This is a genomic window from Ruficoccus amylovorans (assembly GCF_014230085.1).
Taxonomy (GTDB): Bacteria; Verrucomicrobiota; Verrucomicrobiia; order Opitutales; family Cerasicoccaceae; genus Ruficoccus; species Ruficoccus amylovorans.
Genome location: NZ_JACHVB010000034.1, coordinates 15,173 through 29,915 on the forward strand (window position 1 = coordinate 15,173; position 14,743 = coordinate 29,915).

Genomic DNA, 14,743 nt, shown 5'->3' on the forward strand with positions numbered 1-14,743 from the left:
GGGTTAGGCGAGGGCGGCCTGGGCGGCGGCCAGACGGGCAACCGGCACGCGCGGCGGCGAGCAGCTGACGTAGTTCAGGCCCACGTTGTGGAAGAACGTGATCGAAGCCGGGTCGCCCCCGTGCTCGCCACAGATGCCGAGCTTGATGTCGGGGCGGGTGGAACGGCCACCCTGGACGCCCATTTCGACGAGCTTGCCCACGCCGGCCTGGTCGATGCTGGCGAAGGGATTCTGCGGCAGGATGTCGAGATCCTTGTAGCGCTGCAGGAAGCTGCCGGCGTCGTCACGGCTCATGCCGAGACCGGTCTGGGTCAGGTCGTTCGTGCCGAAGCTGAAGAACTGGGCGGACTCGGCAATCTCGGCGGCGCGGACAGCGGCGCGCGGGATTTCGATCATCGTGCCGACCAGGTAGTCGATCTTGACCTTCTTCTGCGCCATGACTTCGGCGGCGACCTTGTGGATCACCTCGGTCTGGAGCTTGAGCTCGGCGGCGAAGCCGACCAGCGGGACCATGACCTCGACCTTGACCGGGACCTTCTTCTTGCCCGAGAGGCAGGAAGCGGCGGCCTCGAAGATCGCGCGGGCCTGCATCTCGGTGATTTCCGGGTAGGAAATGCCCAGGCGGCAACCACGGTGGCCGAGCATCGGGTTTTCCTCGTGCAGGCTCTTGACGCGTTCGGCCACGAGCTCGGAGCTGATGTCCAGCTTTTCGGCGATGGCATTGCGCGCGGCGGCGTCGTGCGGGAGGAACTCGTGCAAGGGCGGGTCGAGCAGGCGGATGGTGACGGCGCGGCCTTCCATGGCCTTGAACAGACCGGTGAAGTCCTTGCGCTGGAAGGGCAGGAGCTTCTTGAGGGCCTTGCGGCGTTCGGCTTCGTCGCTGGCCAGGATCATCTGGCGCATGAAGTCGATGCGGTCGCCTTCGAAGAACATGTGCTCGGTACGGGTCAGGCCGATACCTTCGGCGCCGAGGGCGACGGCGGTCTTGGCCTGGGCCGGGGTGTCGGCGTTGGTGCGCACACCGAGCTTGCGGTACTTGTCGGCCCACTTCATGACCGTGTCGAAGAGCTGGTAGGTGTAGCTCTTGGAAGCCTTGAGCTTGCCGTTGAGCACCTGGTCAACTTCGGACGGGGCGGTCGGGATCTGGCCGGCGTAAATCGCGCCGGAGGTGCCGTCGATGGAGATGTAATCGCCTTCCTTGAGGACGGTCTTGCCGACGGTCAGGGTCTTCTTTTCGTAGTCGATGATGACATCGTGGGCACCGCAGACGCAGACCTTGCCCATCTGGCGGGCGACGAGGGCGGCGTGCGAGGAGACCCCGCCACGGCTGGTCAGGATACCTTCGGCGGCGATCATGCCACGGAGGTCTTCCGGGGAGGTTTCCACGCGGCACAGGACGCACTTGTGGCCCTTGTGGGCCTGCTGTTCGGCCTGGGTGGCGGAGAAGACGATGACGCCGGTGGCGGCGCCGGGGCCGGCGGGCAGGCCGGAGGTCATCGGCTTGGACTTCTTCATGGCGTCGGTGTCGAAGACCGGGACCAGAAGGCTGGAAATGGAGTCAGCCGGGATGCGCTTGACGGCTGCCTTTTCGCTGCACAGGCGCGACTTGTTCATTTCCACGGCGATGCGGACGGCGGCCAGGCCGGTGCGCTTGCCGTTACGGGTCTGGAGCATGTAGAGCTTGGTGTCCTCGATGGTGAACTCGAAGTCCTGCATGTCCTTGAAGTGCTTCTCCAGCTTGCTGCGGACGGCCTCAAGCTCCTTGTAGGAGACGGGCATTTCCTCGGCCAGCATGGCGATGGGCTTGGGCGTGCGCACGCCGGCGACGACGTCTTCGCCCTGGGCGTTAATCAGGTACTCGCCGTAGAAGACGTTTTCGCCGTTGGCGGGGTCGCGGGTGAAGGCCACGCCGGTGGCGGAGGTTTCACCCATGTTGCCGAAGACCATGGCCTGGACGTTGACGGCGGTGCCCCAGGCGGCGGGGATGTTGTACTTCTGGCGGTAGAGGATCGCGCGCTCGTTTTGCCAGGAACCGAAGACGGCACCGACGGCGCCCCAGAGTTGCTCGTAGGGATCTTCGGGGAAGGAGCTCTTGGTGCGGGACTTGATCAGCTTCTTGTAGCGGCTGATGAGTTCCTTGAGGTCGTCGGCGGAAAGGTCGCTGTCGAGTTCGACGCCGGCTTCCTTTTTCAGGCCGTCCATGACTTCGTCGAACGGCTCGTGCTCGGACTCGTTGCGGGACTGCACGCCCATGACCACGTCACCGTACATCTGGATGAAGCGGCGGTAGCAGTCGTAGGCAAAGCGCTCGTTGCCGGAGCGTTCGGCCAGGGCCTTGACGGTCTTGTCGTTGAGGCCGAGGTTGAGGATGGTGTCCATCATGCCGGGCATGGACTCACGCGCGCCGGAGCGGACGGAGAACAGCAGCGGGTTGGTGCTGTCACCAAACTTCTTGCCGGTTTCCTTTTCCGCCGTGGCGACGGCGGCCTTGACTTCGGCCTGGAGGGACTTGGGGTAAGTGCACTTGTTGTCGTAGTAGTACGTGCACACTTCCGTGGTGATGGTGAAGCCGGGGGGCACCGGAAGCCCGATGCGGGCCATCTCGGCGAGGTTGGCGCCTTTGCCACCGAGGAGCGACTTCATGCTGGAGTCACCGTCTGTTTTCTTGCCAAACTCGTAGACGTACTTGACGGCCTTGGAGGGGCTCGCTTTTTTGGTCTTGGCCGAGCGTGCGGTTTTCTTTGCTGCTTTCTTGGGCATGCTGTTTGTAGGTGAGGCGACGGCGAAATTACCGTGCGCGTGCGTGGTTTAAGTATTGAACGATGGTAAGGAAACGGCGATAGAAAAGGGTTTCCAGCTCACCTGTCAACGGAAAGCTGGCCCCTGTCTATGATGGACGAACCCGAGAACGTCAATGAGGCTGCCGAAGACTCCCAGGAAAGGGAGCCCGGCACGATGGGTTTACTCGACCACCTTGAGGAATTACGCTGGGCTGTTTTGCGCAGTATGAGCGCCGTGCTGGCCGGCGTTGTGATCACGGCCTTTTTCTTTCCGAGTTTTTTCTCCGTGCTGCGCTACCCGCTCGACCGGGCGATTGCCAACGAGCCCTCCGGTCTGGTGGCGCTGACCACCACCAGCGTGATGGGGGTGTTTATGGTGATCATTCAGGTGTGCATGATCGGGGGCGTGGCTCTCGGCCTGCCTTTTGTGCTCTATAATTTTTCCCGCTTCGTGGCTCCGGGGCTGACCCAAAAGGAAAAACGCGTCCTCATCCCGGCCTGTGCCTGCACGCTGTTGCTGTTTTTGTTCGGCTGCCTGTTCGCCTATTTTGTGGTTTTGCCGACGGGGTTGGAGGTCACCTTGTACCTGAACAAAAAGCTCGGGCTTGGGATCATCTGGACCGCCCAGAGCTACTACAATCTTGTTATCTGGCTGATGATCGGGGTGGGGCTGGCTTTTGAGTTCCCGCTGGTGCTGGTTATTCTCCAGTATATCGGGGTGGTGACGCCGGGGCAATTGCGGGAGTACCGGCGATTCTCGGTCGTCGGGATCCTGATCGCCGCGGCACTTATTACTCCCGGGGGCGATCCGATCACCATGCTCATGCTGGCCTCGGTGTTGTACCTGTTTTTCGAGTCGGCGATTCTCGTGGGTGATCGGCTGGTGAAGAAACGCGAAGCCGAGATGGCGGAATACCTGGACGAGGATTGATTAAAAATCCCGGTAAGGGGACGGATGCCGACCGGTCTGGAGAGAGCATGCTCGCTTTTGTCCAAGAGGAGGGCGGGTTCGGGGGCCTTGCTCGTGGCGGGCCTGATGTCCGGGCAAAAAAAGGGGGAGTCCGTCTCTCACCCCGGACTCCCCACGCCGGCACTAAATGGCCGGTTAATCCCCTAATCTATTCTCTCTGTCTATACCTCTGAAAGCTTCACGAAGAAACCTCCAGGAGGGATAAAAGTACGTAACGGCCGACCCGGGTCTCAACCGGACGGGTGGTTATTTGATAAGTGCAAAGTTGATGATTGCTGCCGTTGGCGATGCGCAGGCGGCAGTCGTCCTTGACTTCCTCGCCTTCGAAGGCCTTGTCCACCGCCGTGGTGATGGCGCATTTGTCGCAGCCCGGAGCGGTTCCGCAGCCGGTGCGGCGCAGGGTCGAGGACTGGCATCCGAGGATTTCTCCGATACGCAGGCCGCCGAACAGGCTGTCGCTGGCCATGTCCAGCAGCCCGGAAAAGGTGCGGTTGGCAAAAACGACCTGGCGGTGGCGGTTGAGAATCAACCACGCGCCGGGCATAACCTCGATGACGCGGCGCAGATGCGAAAGTCGCTCGATGCGAGAGGCTTCCTGACGGATCGACTCCTTCGAGCTCCGCACCGGGAGGGTGCGATGCCTGGAAGAGGCTGATCGGTCTTTGGCTGCTGTCGTCATGTTGATGTGACATTAGTCATACTCATGGCAAAATCAATAAAAGATTAGTATTATTTTAGTCTCACGGGCAATGAATTAAGTTTTCTAATGTACCGGGAAAGCCAACCTATCCTAATGCCTTGGGCCCAAACGTATCTGAAGTGAGGTGGGGTGCCCTTGGATCCCTTTCTGGAGAAGGCGTCAGGCTTTTTATGGTATAGAGCGAGGACCGGGAGATGTCTCTTGCCGGGAGGGTGGTCTGCTTCTCTAGGTAGAGATGATGAAAAATACAGAATAAGTATTTATGCGAATGAGGCCGGGTGTTAATGCCATCTAATGGCATCAGGTTGATCCAAAAAACAAAAAATCACCGGGCGTTTACCCGGTGATTTTTAAAGAAGTTGGCTTTCGCCCAAGTCTGGCAGATCGCTCAGCGCGGGGAAGGCGGCGGTTATTTCGATTCGCTTTTGCGGCGGCGAAGTTGGTCAACGAGCGTGACGCGGAACAGGCAGAGGGCCAGCCAGGTGAAACCGCCCATCACCACGGAGCAGTAGCCGGAGAAGATCATTTTCCAGGTCGGATTATAGATCGGCACGTGCGGGGGGATGATAACGAACATGAAGACGAGAAAAACGCAGAAGGCGATCGCCACATCGACGAGCGCGCCTGTTACGCCTATCAGCTTCCGGTTTTCGGTTTCCATGCGGCTAACGTGGATGAAGACAGCGGGGCAGTCAAAATAAATTTATAGGTCTGATAAGCCTACTGTTTCATGGGGTTGGAGAAGGGTAGGCCCGATTTTCAGCCAAGGGAATAGTGGTTGATATTCCCCTGGTCAGAGGGCTTGTCGGGGTATTGGGGCGTGCGGTGACAGAAAGCGTGGGGCAAAGAATGGATGCCTCCACGCTTTCTGTAATCGAAGCGCTTGCCGGATCAGGCGCACAGGCCGACGGCCCGCAGCCAGTGCCGGGCCATGAGGGCGTGTCCGGCGGTGGTTGGGTGAACGCCGTCGGGGGCCCAGAACTCGCAGGGGCGCTGGGTGGAGGCGGCGGCGAAGACGCCGTCAAAGGGAACGTAAATGGCCTTGAACTCGCGAGCCAGTTCGCGGGCGGCGTGGATGCGGGGGTCCAGATCTTCGCGCCAGGCCTTGCGGTCTTCCGGCACGGGCAGGAGGAAGGGCTCGCACACAATCAGCCCCATCCCGGCAGCGGCGCTGCGGGTGAGGATGTCGCGGTAGTGGCGGGTGTAGTCCTCGGTCGAGGTCGGATCGTTGCTGTCGAAGCGGCGCCAGGTGTCGTTGACACCGATCAGGATGGAGACCCAGTCCGGCTTCAGATCCAGGCAATCCTTCTGCCAACGGTCGGAGAGGTCGATGGCGCGGTTGCCGCTGATGCCCCGGTTGAGCAGGGTCAGGTTCAGCTCGGGGCGGGCGGCGTTCAGCCAGGCGGCGGCGAGAGAGGCATAACCGTTGCCCATACCGGCGTGGTCTTCGCGGTCACGGGCACAGTCAGTGATGCTGTCGCCCTGAAAGAGAATGGTTTGGTCAGCTTTGAAGATAAGGCTCATTCAGGAAACCTAATGAGCCGTTTGGCTTTGAAAAGCCGAAAGGATAGTGGGCGAAGAATTCTCTTGGTGTATCCTGAGTGCTTGCCTGCACTGCATGGCCGAGGCTTGTGCGCGGGTGGAGCGTTCAGAAGTTCGCCCCGATTTCAAAGCCGAAAGTCGCGCCCGGCTCAGCCTTGATGGTCTGGTACTTGTTGCGGTAGGCCCGGAAAGTGTACTCGCGCATGAAATCGCCCTGAACATAGCCGCGCACGTAGAAGGGACCGCCAAAGCGATGGGTGATGCCGACACCGGCTGTGACGGACTGGGCCTCGACCGCCGGGTTGGTGTAGGTGCCGGTGGTGGGGATGTATTGGTTGTTCAGTTGGAAGCTGCTGGAGTTGTACTGGACGGTGAAGTCGAGCACGGTTTCCTGGTCGGCATTGACGTCGTAAACGAGCGTCACGCCGTTGAAGCTGCGCAGGCGCAGGTTTTCATTGATTGTCCATTCCAGAAAGGCGACCGGCCAGTAGCGCACGCCTTGTTCCAGGTCGGAGATGACCAGTACGCCGAAGGAGAAGGAGAAATTTTTAAAGAACTCGTAGCTGGCCCCGAAGCTGGCCGTGTAGGAGTCACCCGCGGTGAGGGAGGCATTGCCGGACTCCGCCCCGAGGCTGCCGCTGGCCATGACGTACGCGCCCCAGTCGCTGGCGTCGAACTGGTATTGGTAGATGGCGCTGAGTGTGAGCTGGCTCACGTCGCTGAAGTAGTCGGGCGCGCCATTGGACCAGTTGTAGTTGCTGTAGCCGTAGTCAAAGGTCACGTTCAGCCGTTGGTCCTTCCAGCCTTTCTTGTAGCTGAGGGTCGTTTCGAGCTCAAGGAGGTCCATTTCCCCGGTGGCCCCGCTTTTGAGGTTGCTTGGGAGTGTGTAGCTGACCCCTTGTCCGATGGTCAGGCCCAGAGGGACTTCCGGCGAAAAGATGTCCAGAAAGGTCCCCGAGGTGGTCAACTGCTGGGCGGAAACGGTGCCCGCGGCTACGCAAAGCAGGGCGGATGCGGCGAAAATTTTAGCTGTTAAACGCATAGATCAGGTATTATTCAAAAAGCAATAAGAATAATGTCAACGACCAAAATGGGCCGCCAACAGAGGTTGGCCTTCTGTCGGAAGCAGGCCGGAAGGCGATGCTTCGTCGGGAAAGGAATCCTTGCTATTTAAAATGAATTCAAGCATCAAAAGCGACACAGGTATGCAAAATGTCATCTGCTATCCTCTCTTGTTCCTATGGTGATCTCGACTGTGCCATCCTGGCTGAAGCATGGGCGGTGCCACAACGCGACTTCATAACCCCGCAGCAACGGTAATGTTACAAGCGATTCAAGATAATGTGCGCTGTCTGCGCCAGGGGATGGAGCTGCTCCAATCATTGCCTGTTCCGGAATATACGCGAGCCGAATCGGCTTGTTTTGACGCCAGCGTGGGGGAGCACATGCGCCACCTGATTGATCACTACGCCTGTTTTGTCCGCGATTTGCCCGCGGGCCGCATCGACTACGATGCGCGCTCGCGCGATCGGGTGGTGGAGACGGACCCTGCGCAGGCTGTAGCCCGTCTGAACACACTCATTGAAGCGCTCGAAGCTCTTGGTGAGAAAGAGCTGAAGGCCCCGGTCGAGGTCGTGATGGATACGGGCAGTGAGCCCGGTGGATGGGCTCGTTCAAGTGTTCATCGGGAGCTTCAGTTTCTGCTTGGCCATACCGTGCACCATTACGCGCTTATCGCGGTTATTTGCCGGCTGCGCGGGATCGGGACGGAACCTTCCTTCGGCGTGGCTCCCAGCACGTTGCGCCATCGCGGACAACCTCCATGTGCACAGTAACCTGGTGGAGAGCAGCCGATGGCTACGAGCTGTATTTCAACCGGGATGAGCTCAAGTCGCGTTTGCCCGGCCTGCCGCCGGAGGAGTTGGTGCTGGACGGAGTACGCTACCTCAGCCCCCGTGACGCTGACGCCGGGGGCACTTGGTTGCTGGTCAACGAATATGGCCTGAGCGTCTGCCTGATCAACCAGTACCCGTTGCGCCGTCCGGTGCCTCGCGGCCCGTTGGTCAGCCGGGGTTGCCTTGTCCGGCGCATGGCTGATTGCCGCAGTGTGGAGGAGATCAAAAATCGCCTGCGCGGGCAGGATCTTTTCTCCTACCGGCCTTTTCAGATAATCGCGGTGTCTCCTGACGGGTCGGATGCGGCCTGTGGCTGGGATGGCCATCGGCTTGCGGAGACGGACAACCCGCACGCGAGCATGCCTTTTACATCTTCCTCTTATTTATCCGAGCAGACGGTGCGGCATCGCCGGGAGCGTTTCGCGTCCATCGTGGCGGAGCGTGGCGATATGTCCCCGTCCGATTTGCTCGCCTTTCACCGCGAGCACCATGTCGATGCCGGAGCCTTTTCGGTCTTCATGCAGCGCGATGATGCCGAGACGGTCAGCCTGACCCAGGTGGTCGTGCGGCCCGAACTGATTACCATGACTTATTCGCAGAAAGTTCCCGGTCGGGCGGAGTTCGCCGCGCCGGTCAGCATTAATCTCCAGCCCCGCATTTGCTGAGATGGTAGAGGGTGGACAAAAGAAAAGGCGCGGGGGCCGGAAGCTCCGGCTAATCCTGCTGGGGGTATTCTTGCTGGCGCTGTTGGCCTCGTACCTGTGGCGCCACTTCACGCTGCCGCCCACGGGGTCATTGCGCCCCGGACAGGATCGGGTGGTGTTACCCGAGTGGCGGGGGGACGGCGAGACTGGCGGCCAGATCGAACTGGCTTACCGGGATTTGCCGTCGGCTTCCGGCGACAAGGATGCGCCTGTACTGATTCTCGTCCACGGGATTCCACTGATGCCGGAGGCGATGGAGGGACTCGTTCCGGCGCTCAACGCGCAGGCGCGCCTGATTATTCCGGACCTGCCAGGCTTCGGGGCCTCGACCCGCGATGTGCCCGACTACTCCATCCGTGCGCAGGCACGGGCCGTGCTCGACCTGATGGACCATCTCGGGTTGGAGAAGGCCAGCATGCTGGGCTATAGCCAGGGCTCCGGCGTGGTGCTGAACGTGGCCGAGATCGCCCCGGAGCGGGTTGAGAGCCTGACCCTGCTTTCGGGGATCGGCGTGCAGGACTACGAGCTGACCGGCGACTACACGCTCAACCACGGTCTGTACGGGATGCAACTGCTGATCCTGACTGGTGCGCGCGAGGTGCTGCCGCACTTCGGCCTGCTCGACCGGTCGATGTTTAATGTACCCTACGCCCGGAGCTTCTGGGACAGCGATCAGCGGCCCCTGCGCAGTGTATTGGAAACGTATGACGGCCCCATGCTCATTGTGCATGGCGATCAGGATTTTTACGTTCCGCCTTCCACGGCGCGGGAGCATCACCGCATTGTCCCCCAGAGCGAACTTGAGATGATGCCGGGCAGTCACCTCTTGCCCGTGCATCAGCCGGAGGAGGTGGCCGCGCGGGTGAAGACGTTTTTGGAAGAAGTGAAAACGGGCGCGGCGAAAATCCGCAGCGAGGCTTCGCCGGAGCGCTTGCTCAAGGCGGCGGCGGACGAACCGGTGGCGCGTCGTGAGGCCGCCGGGCGAACCTTGGCCTTTTACTGCGCGTTGCTTGTCGCCGGGACGCAGGTGGCTGAGGATTTGACCTGTATCTCCGCCGGGTTTCTGGCCGCGCGCGGGGTGGTGCCGTTCTGGGCCGGGACGGTGGCCTGCATCTTTGGTATCTTTGTCGGCGACATGCTGCTGTACCTGGCGGGCCGGGTCTTCGGGCGCAAGGCCCTGCATCACGCTCCGATCAAGTGGATGCTCAAGGAGCGCGACCTCAGTTCGATGGAGGAATGGTTCCAGCAGCGCGGGCCGATGTTGATCGTGCTCTCGCGCTTTATGCCGGGCACGCGCATCCCGGTCTTCTTCGGGGCGGGTATGCTCCATATGCCCACGGGCAAGTTCATGTTCTATTTCTTTATCGCGGCGGCGGCGTGGACGCCCTGTCTGGTCGGGCTGGCCTGGTGGCTGGGCGATGCGTTCATCGGCTACTTCGAGCGTTTCGAGAAGTACGCTATCGTTGGCCTGCTTGGGATGGTGGTCGGAATCATGCTCTTGTTGCACCTGGTTGTTCCGATGTTCACCTGGCGCGGGCGGCGCAAGCTCTATGGGCGTTGGCGGCGCTGGGCGCGCTGGGAGTACTGGCCCGCGTGGTTTTTTTATCCGCCAGTAGCTTTGTATGTCCTGTGGCTGGGGCTGCGCAACCGGGGGCTGACCCTCTTCACTGCTGTGAATCCCGGCATGGCCGACGGCAGCGGCTTCACCGGAGAATCCAAGGCCGATATCCTCGGCAAGCTCCGGGGCGCGGGCGAAGCCGTCGCCGAGTGGACGACGCTCGATGCGGATGCTCCGGCGGATGAAAAGGAGCGTCGATTGCGGGCCTTTATGGAGGAGCGGGGGCTGGGCTTTCCGCTCGTGCTCAAGCCGGATATCGGGGAGCGCGGTAGCGGCGTCGCCATCATTCGCGACTGGGAAGCGGCCCGCGTATATCTCGAGGAATGCCCGTTCTCGGTCATCGCACAACGCTATGTGCCGGGGCGTGAATACGGAGTTTTTTACGTTCGCCTGCCTTGGGAAGAAAAGGGGCGAATCTTCGGAATCACAGACAAGCGCTTTACGTCGGTGACGGGCGACGGGCGCCGCCCGCTGGAGGAGCTTATCCTGGCCGACAACCGGGCCGTGTGCATGGAGGCCTTTTTTGAGCAAAAGCACAGCGACCGGCTCAGCGAAGTCGTCCCCGCGGGGGAGAAATATGTGCTGGCGGAGCTGGGAACGCATTGTCGGGGGGCGCTCTTTCTCGATGGTGGCGAGTTGGCTACCGAGCCGCTGCGTGAATGGTTCCAGCGGGTCAGTGACACGTTTGAAGGGTTTTATTTCGGGCGCTACGATGTGCGCGTGCCCTCGGAGGAGGACTTGCGGGCTGGACAGAATTTGACCGTGATCGAACTCAACGGCGTCAGCTCCGAGGCGACCTGGATCTATGACCCGAAGCATTCAGTACTCTTCGCCTGGCGCACGCTTTTCGAGCAGTGGAGGCTCGCCTTCGAGATCGCGGCCTGGAACCGCCAAGAGGGGCACCGGCCCTTGTCGTTGCGTGCGACCGTGAAGGCGATTTTCAGGCGGAGCGTGCGCGAGTCCTTTGAGGCGTGAATCCGTTTTCAGGACATTTTATGTTATAACCACAAAAAGCATACTGAAGCGCGAAAATGACTCAGGGCTTGTCCCTTAGCGCGTTTCAAAAAATACTGTAGCCACAAACTTTGAATAGCTAAATGGCTAATTGTTAATTGTTGGATTCCGAACGTAGGAAATAACAATTAACCATTTAATCATTTAGCCATTCGGCCCTTTTTGACGGCTACGACTTTATTTGAAGACGCTCTAATAAAATCCATGCGCCTCGGTGGTAAAAAAAAGAACCGTCCAGACCACGCCTTTATCGCTCACTCGTCCGGCGGGAGACACCGGGCGGCATTCTCCAGTTTTGCCCGCAGTTCCCGGTTTTCCTGCTCAAGTCGCTGGTTGTCTTGGGTGAGCTTGAACAGCTTCTCCTCGGAGGCGCGCTGATAGGCCATGCGTTCGATGGCGTTGTTAAGGGCGCGCAGCAGGCGTTCGGGGGAGAGGGCGGGCTTTTGCAGGTAGTCCTGCGCCCCGCGTTTCATCGCCTCGACGGCGGTGGCCTCGTCGCCCGTGCCGGTCAGTACGACGATGGGCCAGTAGAGACTGCCGAAGACCCGCTTCAGTTCGAGCATGAAGTCCAGCCCGCTCATGCCCGGCAGTTGGATATCGAGCACGATGGCATCCAGGCGGAGGGCCCGGCAGTAGTTCAGGGCGTCGTCCGCCTGACCGGCTTCCAGGACGTGATTGGAAAAATCTGTATCCATCCCCAGGTAGTGCGCGATCAGACGGCGTTCCTGGGGATTATCTTCAACAACGAGTATCCGGCGTTTTTTCAACACGGCGTGCCTTCATCAAGGTGGCTTTTACCTTACCCCTTTTTTTGGACCCGCGCAATGGTTTCCCGGGATTAAAAAAAGCGACGGGTACCGCTCGACGGGGTGGTGGCGGGTGCAGGTTAGGAGAGGGGGGGTGGGCTTACTCAGTTTCGTGGCTGAGCGCGAGCAGGGCGGCGGCCCGGGTGTCGCCGGGGTCCTGGCTCAGCAGGTGATCCAGGTAGTGCCGGGCTGATGCCGGGTCGCCGGACTCAATCAGGACCTCGGCTTTGAGGTAAGGGAACTCCCGGTACCAGGGGGCGGCGCGTTCGGCCCGCAGCAGCAGTTCCGCCGCTTGCGTGGTGTTTCCCGAGGCGGCTTCGATCCGGGCCAGCGCGGCGGCGGCAGGGGCGTTGCCGGTGTTGGTCAGGGCGGTGTGGCGGACGCGTTCGTCCGCATCCCTGGACCAGCGGATACCATCCTCGACTCCGAGGCAGACAACCCATACCAAAAGCACCACCGTGAGAAACGCATACATGTGTTTCCACGGGCGGGGGCAGCGCGGGCGGCGGGCGAATCGCACGCACTGGAGAATCAGGCTGGCCATCATCAGCGCCAGTCCCAGTCCGGGGATGAGCAGGTACTTTTGGGAAAACGGCTGCCACCCCAGTTCGATAAAAATCCCGACCGGAAGCAGCCACAGGACGGCCCAGCCCAGTCCGACGGCGACCCACGGGTTGTACCGGCGGAGGCGGAAGGCGTGCCGAAGCATGAGCACGAGGATGAGCCAGAAGAGCAGGTTGATGGCGAACATCGCGGGCGGGTCGAGCGGCCGCAAGACCCAGTCCCGCCCAAAGGGCCACAGCCACCAGCCCATGTGCTCCAGCACGACGTAGGCGAGCGAGAACAGCCGCTCTCCGAAGCCGGACGGGGCCACCAGTGGACTGGCGGGAACCGGGCGCGCCTGAAAAAGAGCCTGCGTGGCGGGAGCCAGCAGCCAGATGAGCGCGGTCAGGGAAAGGAGTTTTCGGTCGGCTGGCAAGGGGTTCAAGACTTCGTTAGCATGCGATGGCTGGTGTGCGGTTCAATCTTTTTGCGGCCTGGCGTTCAATAACCTTTCGCCGGCTCGGAGCGGGCGCTGCGTCATTTCTAAACTCGGGTCTGAACAGCCCCTGAAGCAGCTTGAACACGCTGGCCGTCGCACACAAAAAAAGTCCCTGGCGGGACTTTAGTGATTTTGCCGACAGGAAACTGTAGTTGTTTTCCATGACAAGAGGTGCCCGTTGCGGGCTGTGGGCGGCTTTTAGAAAACCTTGCGCACGCGGACGGGGCCGCCTCCGCGGTTGCGGCGGCGGGGGCGTTCCTGCGTGGTGATTTTTTTGAGTGCTTCGCGGCGGCCGAGGTGAACTTCGGCCAGGTCCTCGCAGTGGTAGGGGTGGTCGCTGCGGATGGTGATGGGCTGGCGGATCATCTTTTCCACGTCCCAGAGCACGTTCATATCCTCGTCGGCGCAGAAGGTGATGGCCTTGCCCTCCTCGCCGGCGCGCGCGGTGCGACCGATGCGGTGCACGTAGGACTCGGGCTGATTCGGGAAGTCGTAGTTGACCACATGAGAAATGCCCTTCACGTCGATCCCGCGTGCAGCCACGTCGGTGGCAACGAGCACTTTGACCTTGCCCTCGCGGAACTTGTCCAGTGCCTTTTCGCGGGCCACCTGGGTCTTGTCGCCGTGGATAGTGTCGGCCTGGATGCCGGCCTGGCGGAGCTTTTTCACCAGCCGCTCGGCCCCGTGCTTGGTGCGCGAGAAAACGAGCATCAGTTCGACCTCATCGTCGTCCATTTTCTGGAGCAGGTGGGCGAGCAGGTCGGCCTTGTCATTGCTGCGGACGAAGAGGACTTCCTGCTCGATCTTTTCGGCGGTGGAGGAGGGCGGAGCGACCGATACGGTCACCGGATCGGTCAGGATGGACTTGGCCAGCGACTGGATGGTGTGGCCGAGCGTGGCCGAGAGAAAGAGCGTCTGGCGTTCCTTCGGCAGGAGGGAAATGATCCGGCGCATGTCGGGGAGGAAGCCCATGTCGAGCATGCGGTCGGCCTCGTCGAGCACGAGGACTTTGACATTGCTCAGGTCAACGCAGCCCTGGCTGTGCAGGTCGAGCAGGCGTCCGGGCGTGGCCACGAGGACTTCGACCCCCTTGTTGAGGGTCTGGATCTGGTTCTCGAAACCGACCCCGCCATACACGACGAGGGCGCGGAAATCGACGTAGGTGCCGTACTTTTCAAAACTGCGGTCCACCTGGACGGCCAGTTCGCGGGTGGGCACGAGGACCAGGGCGCGGACTTCGCGGGGCTTGAGCTCGCGGGGCCGGGTGTGGATGCGGTGCAGGATGGGCAGGGCGAAGGCGGCGGTTTTGCCGGTGCCGGTCTGGGCGCTTCCCAGCAGGTCGCGTCCTTCCAGAATGACGGGGATGGCCTGGGCCTGAATCGGGGAGGGGGTCTGGTAATCGTGGTCCCCCAGTGCGCGGTGGAGTGGTTCTGCCAGCGGCAGATCGTGGAATGTAATATCTGACATGTGTTTTTTCGGAAAAACCGGGCAACTGCCCCGGCACAGCCGGGGAGAGAGCGATGGAGACGGCACCGAACAGTGCGCGAGCCCGGATCGATCGCCCGGTACAGGTGGCACCCCGCGCGGGACGCCGGGCGCGCGGAGCGAACATGCTCCACAGTGCAGGTATAAAACCTATCAGCACCCTTTTGGCAAGCGCAAAGCACGGAGC

Annotated in this window: 12 protein-coding genes; 4 read left to right on the forward strand and 8 right to left on the reverse strand. The window is 61.0% G+C overall.

Annotation, left to right across the window (positions count from 1 at the left end; translation table 11 throughout):
• Nucleotides 1-3 precede the first annotated feature (3 nt).
• Nucleotides 4-2,760 carry a pyruvate, phosphate dikinase gene (gene ppdK / locus H5P28_RS10670; protein WP_185675691.1) on the reverse strand — a complete coding sequence of 919 codons (2,757 nt, stop codon included), beginning with the start codon at nt 2,758-2,760 and terminating at the stop codon, nt 4-6.
• Between the two features lie 129 nt (nt 2,761-2,889).
• On the opposite strand from ppdK, the gene tatC reads away from it, so the two are divergent.
• Nucleotides 2,890-3,711: a twin-arginine translocase subunit TatC gene (tatC, locus tag H5P28_RS10675; protein WP_185675692.1), complete on the forward strand. Its 822-nt coding sequence runs from the start codon at nt 2,890-2,892 to the stop codon at nt 3,709-3,711.
• 217 nt (nt 3,712-3,928) lie between these two features.
• Here the strand turns inward: tatC and H5P28_RS10680 are convergent, their stop codons facing one another.
• The 4 genes from H5P28_RS10680 to H5P28_RS10695 form a co-directional block, all read right to left on the reverse strand.
• A complete protein-coding gene (locus H5P28_RS10680; RefSeq protein WP_185675693.1) occupies nt 3,929-4,375 on the reverse strand; it encodes a PAS domain-containing protein in 447 nt (148 codons plus the stop codon).
• A 484-nt stretch (nt 4,376-4,859) separates the two neighbouring features.
• Nucleotides 4,860-5,111 carry a hypothetical protein gene (locus H5P28_RS10685; protein WP_185675694.1) on the reverse strand — a complete coding sequence of 84 codons (252 nt, stop codon included), beginning with the start codon at nt 5,109-5,111 and terminating at the stop codon, nt 4,860-4,862.
• A 230-nt stretch (nt 5,112-5,341) separates the two neighbouring features.
• The gene (locus H5P28_RS10690) at nt 5,342-5,974 is read right to left on the reverse strand and encodes an SGNH/GDSL hydrolase family protein (RefSeq protein ID WP_185675695.1); all 633 of its coding nucleotides are present in this window, start codon (nt 5,972-5,974) and stop codon (nt 5,342-5,344) included.
• Between the two features lie 124 nt (nt 5,975-6,098).
• A complete protein-coding gene (locus H5P28_RS10695; protein WP_185675696.1) occupies nt 6,099-7,034 on the reverse strand; it encodes a hypothetical protein in 936 nt (311 codons plus the stop codon).
• Between the two features lie 277 nt (nt 7,035-7,311).
• On the opposite strand from H5P28_RS10695, the gene H5P28_RS10700 reads away from it, so the two are divergent.
• From H5P28_RS10700 to H5P28_RS10710, 3 genes are all read left to right on the forward strand, one after another.
• The gene (locus H5P28_RS10700; RefSeq protein WP_185675697.1) at nt 7,312-7,827 is read left to right on the forward strand and encodes a DinB family protein; all 516 of its coding nucleotides are present in this window, start codon (nt 7,312-7,314) and stop codon (nt 7,825-7,827) included.
• Complete coding sequence (locus H5P28_RS10705) at nt 7,815-8,552, forward strand: NRDE family protein (RefSeq protein ID WP_185675698.1); 738 nt, start codon at nt 7,815-7,817, stop codon at nt 8,550-8,552. Before H5P28_RS10700 ends, H5P28_RS10705 begins: the two co-directional genes overlap by 13 nt.
• A 70-nt stretch (nt 8,553-8,622) precedes the next feature.
• On the forward strand, nt 8,623-11,184 hold the full coding sequence (locus H5P28_RS10710) for an alpha/beta fold hydrolase (protein WP_185675699.1): 2,562 nt from the start codon (nt 8,623-8,625) through the stop codon (nt 11,182-11,184).
• Between the two features lie 293 nt (nt 11,185-11,477).
• Here H5P28_RS10710 and H5P28_RS10715 read toward each other — a convergent pair whose 3' ends face one another.
• The 3 genes from H5P28_RS10715 to H5P28_RS10725 form a co-directional block, all read right to left on the reverse strand.
• Nucleotides 11,478-11,993: a response regulator gene (locus H5P28_RS10715; protein WP_185675700.1), complete on the reverse strand. Its 516-nt coding sequence runs from the start codon at nt 11,991-11,993 to the stop codon at nt 11,478-11,480.
• A 136-nt stretch (nt 11,994-12,129) separates the two neighbouring features.
• A complete protein-coding gene (locus H5P28_RS10720; protein ID WP_185675701.1) occupies nt 12,130-13,008 on the reverse strand; it encodes a tetratricopeptide repeat protein in 879 nt (292 codons plus the stop codon).
• 261 nt (nt 13,009-13,269) lie between these two features.
• Nucleotides 13,270-14,538 (reverse strand): DEAD/DEAH box helicase, encoded by a 1,269-nt coding sequence (locus H5P28_RS10725; protein WP_185675702.1) that lies wholly within the window; start codon nt 14,536-14,538, stop codon nt 13,270-13,272.
• Between the last annotated feature and the right edge of the window lie 205 nt (nt 14,539-14,743).

Excerpts from the sequence above, each read along its gene's own strand:
- H5P28_RS10695 (WP_185675696.1), bottom strand. The coding sequence starts at position 7,034 with ATGCGTTTAACAGCTAAAATTTTCGCCGCATCCGCCCTGCTTTGCGTA.
- H5P28_RS10700 (WP_185675697.1), top strand. The coding sequence starts at position 7,312 with ATGTTACAAGCGATTCAAGATAATGTGCGCTGTCTGCGCCAGGGGATG.
- H5P28_RS10705 (WP_185675698.1), top strand. The coding sequence starts at position 7,815 with ATGTGCACAGTAACCTGGTGGAGAGCAGCCGATGGCTACGAGCTGTAT.
- H5P28_RS10690 (WP_185675695.1), bottom strand. The coding sequence starts at position 5,974 with ATGAGCCTTATCTTCAAAGCTGACCAAACCATTCTCTTTCAGGGCGAC.
- H5P28_RS10725 (WP_185675702.1), bottom strand. The coding sequence starts at position 14,538 with ATGTCAGATATTACATTCCACGATCTGCCGCTGGCAGAACCACTCCAC.
- tatC (WP_185675692.1), top strand. The coding sequence starts at position 2,890 with ATGATGGACGAACCCGAGAACGTCAATGAGGCTGCCGAAGACTCCCAG.
- H5P28_RS10685 (WP_185675694.1), bottom strand. The coding sequence starts at position 5,111 with ATGGAAACCGAAAACCGGAAGCTGATAGGCGTAACAGGCGCGCTCGTC.
- ppdK (WP_185675691.1), bottom strand. The coding sequence starts at position 2,760 with ATGCCCAAGAAAGCAGCAAAGAAAACCGCACGCTCGGCCAAGACCAAA.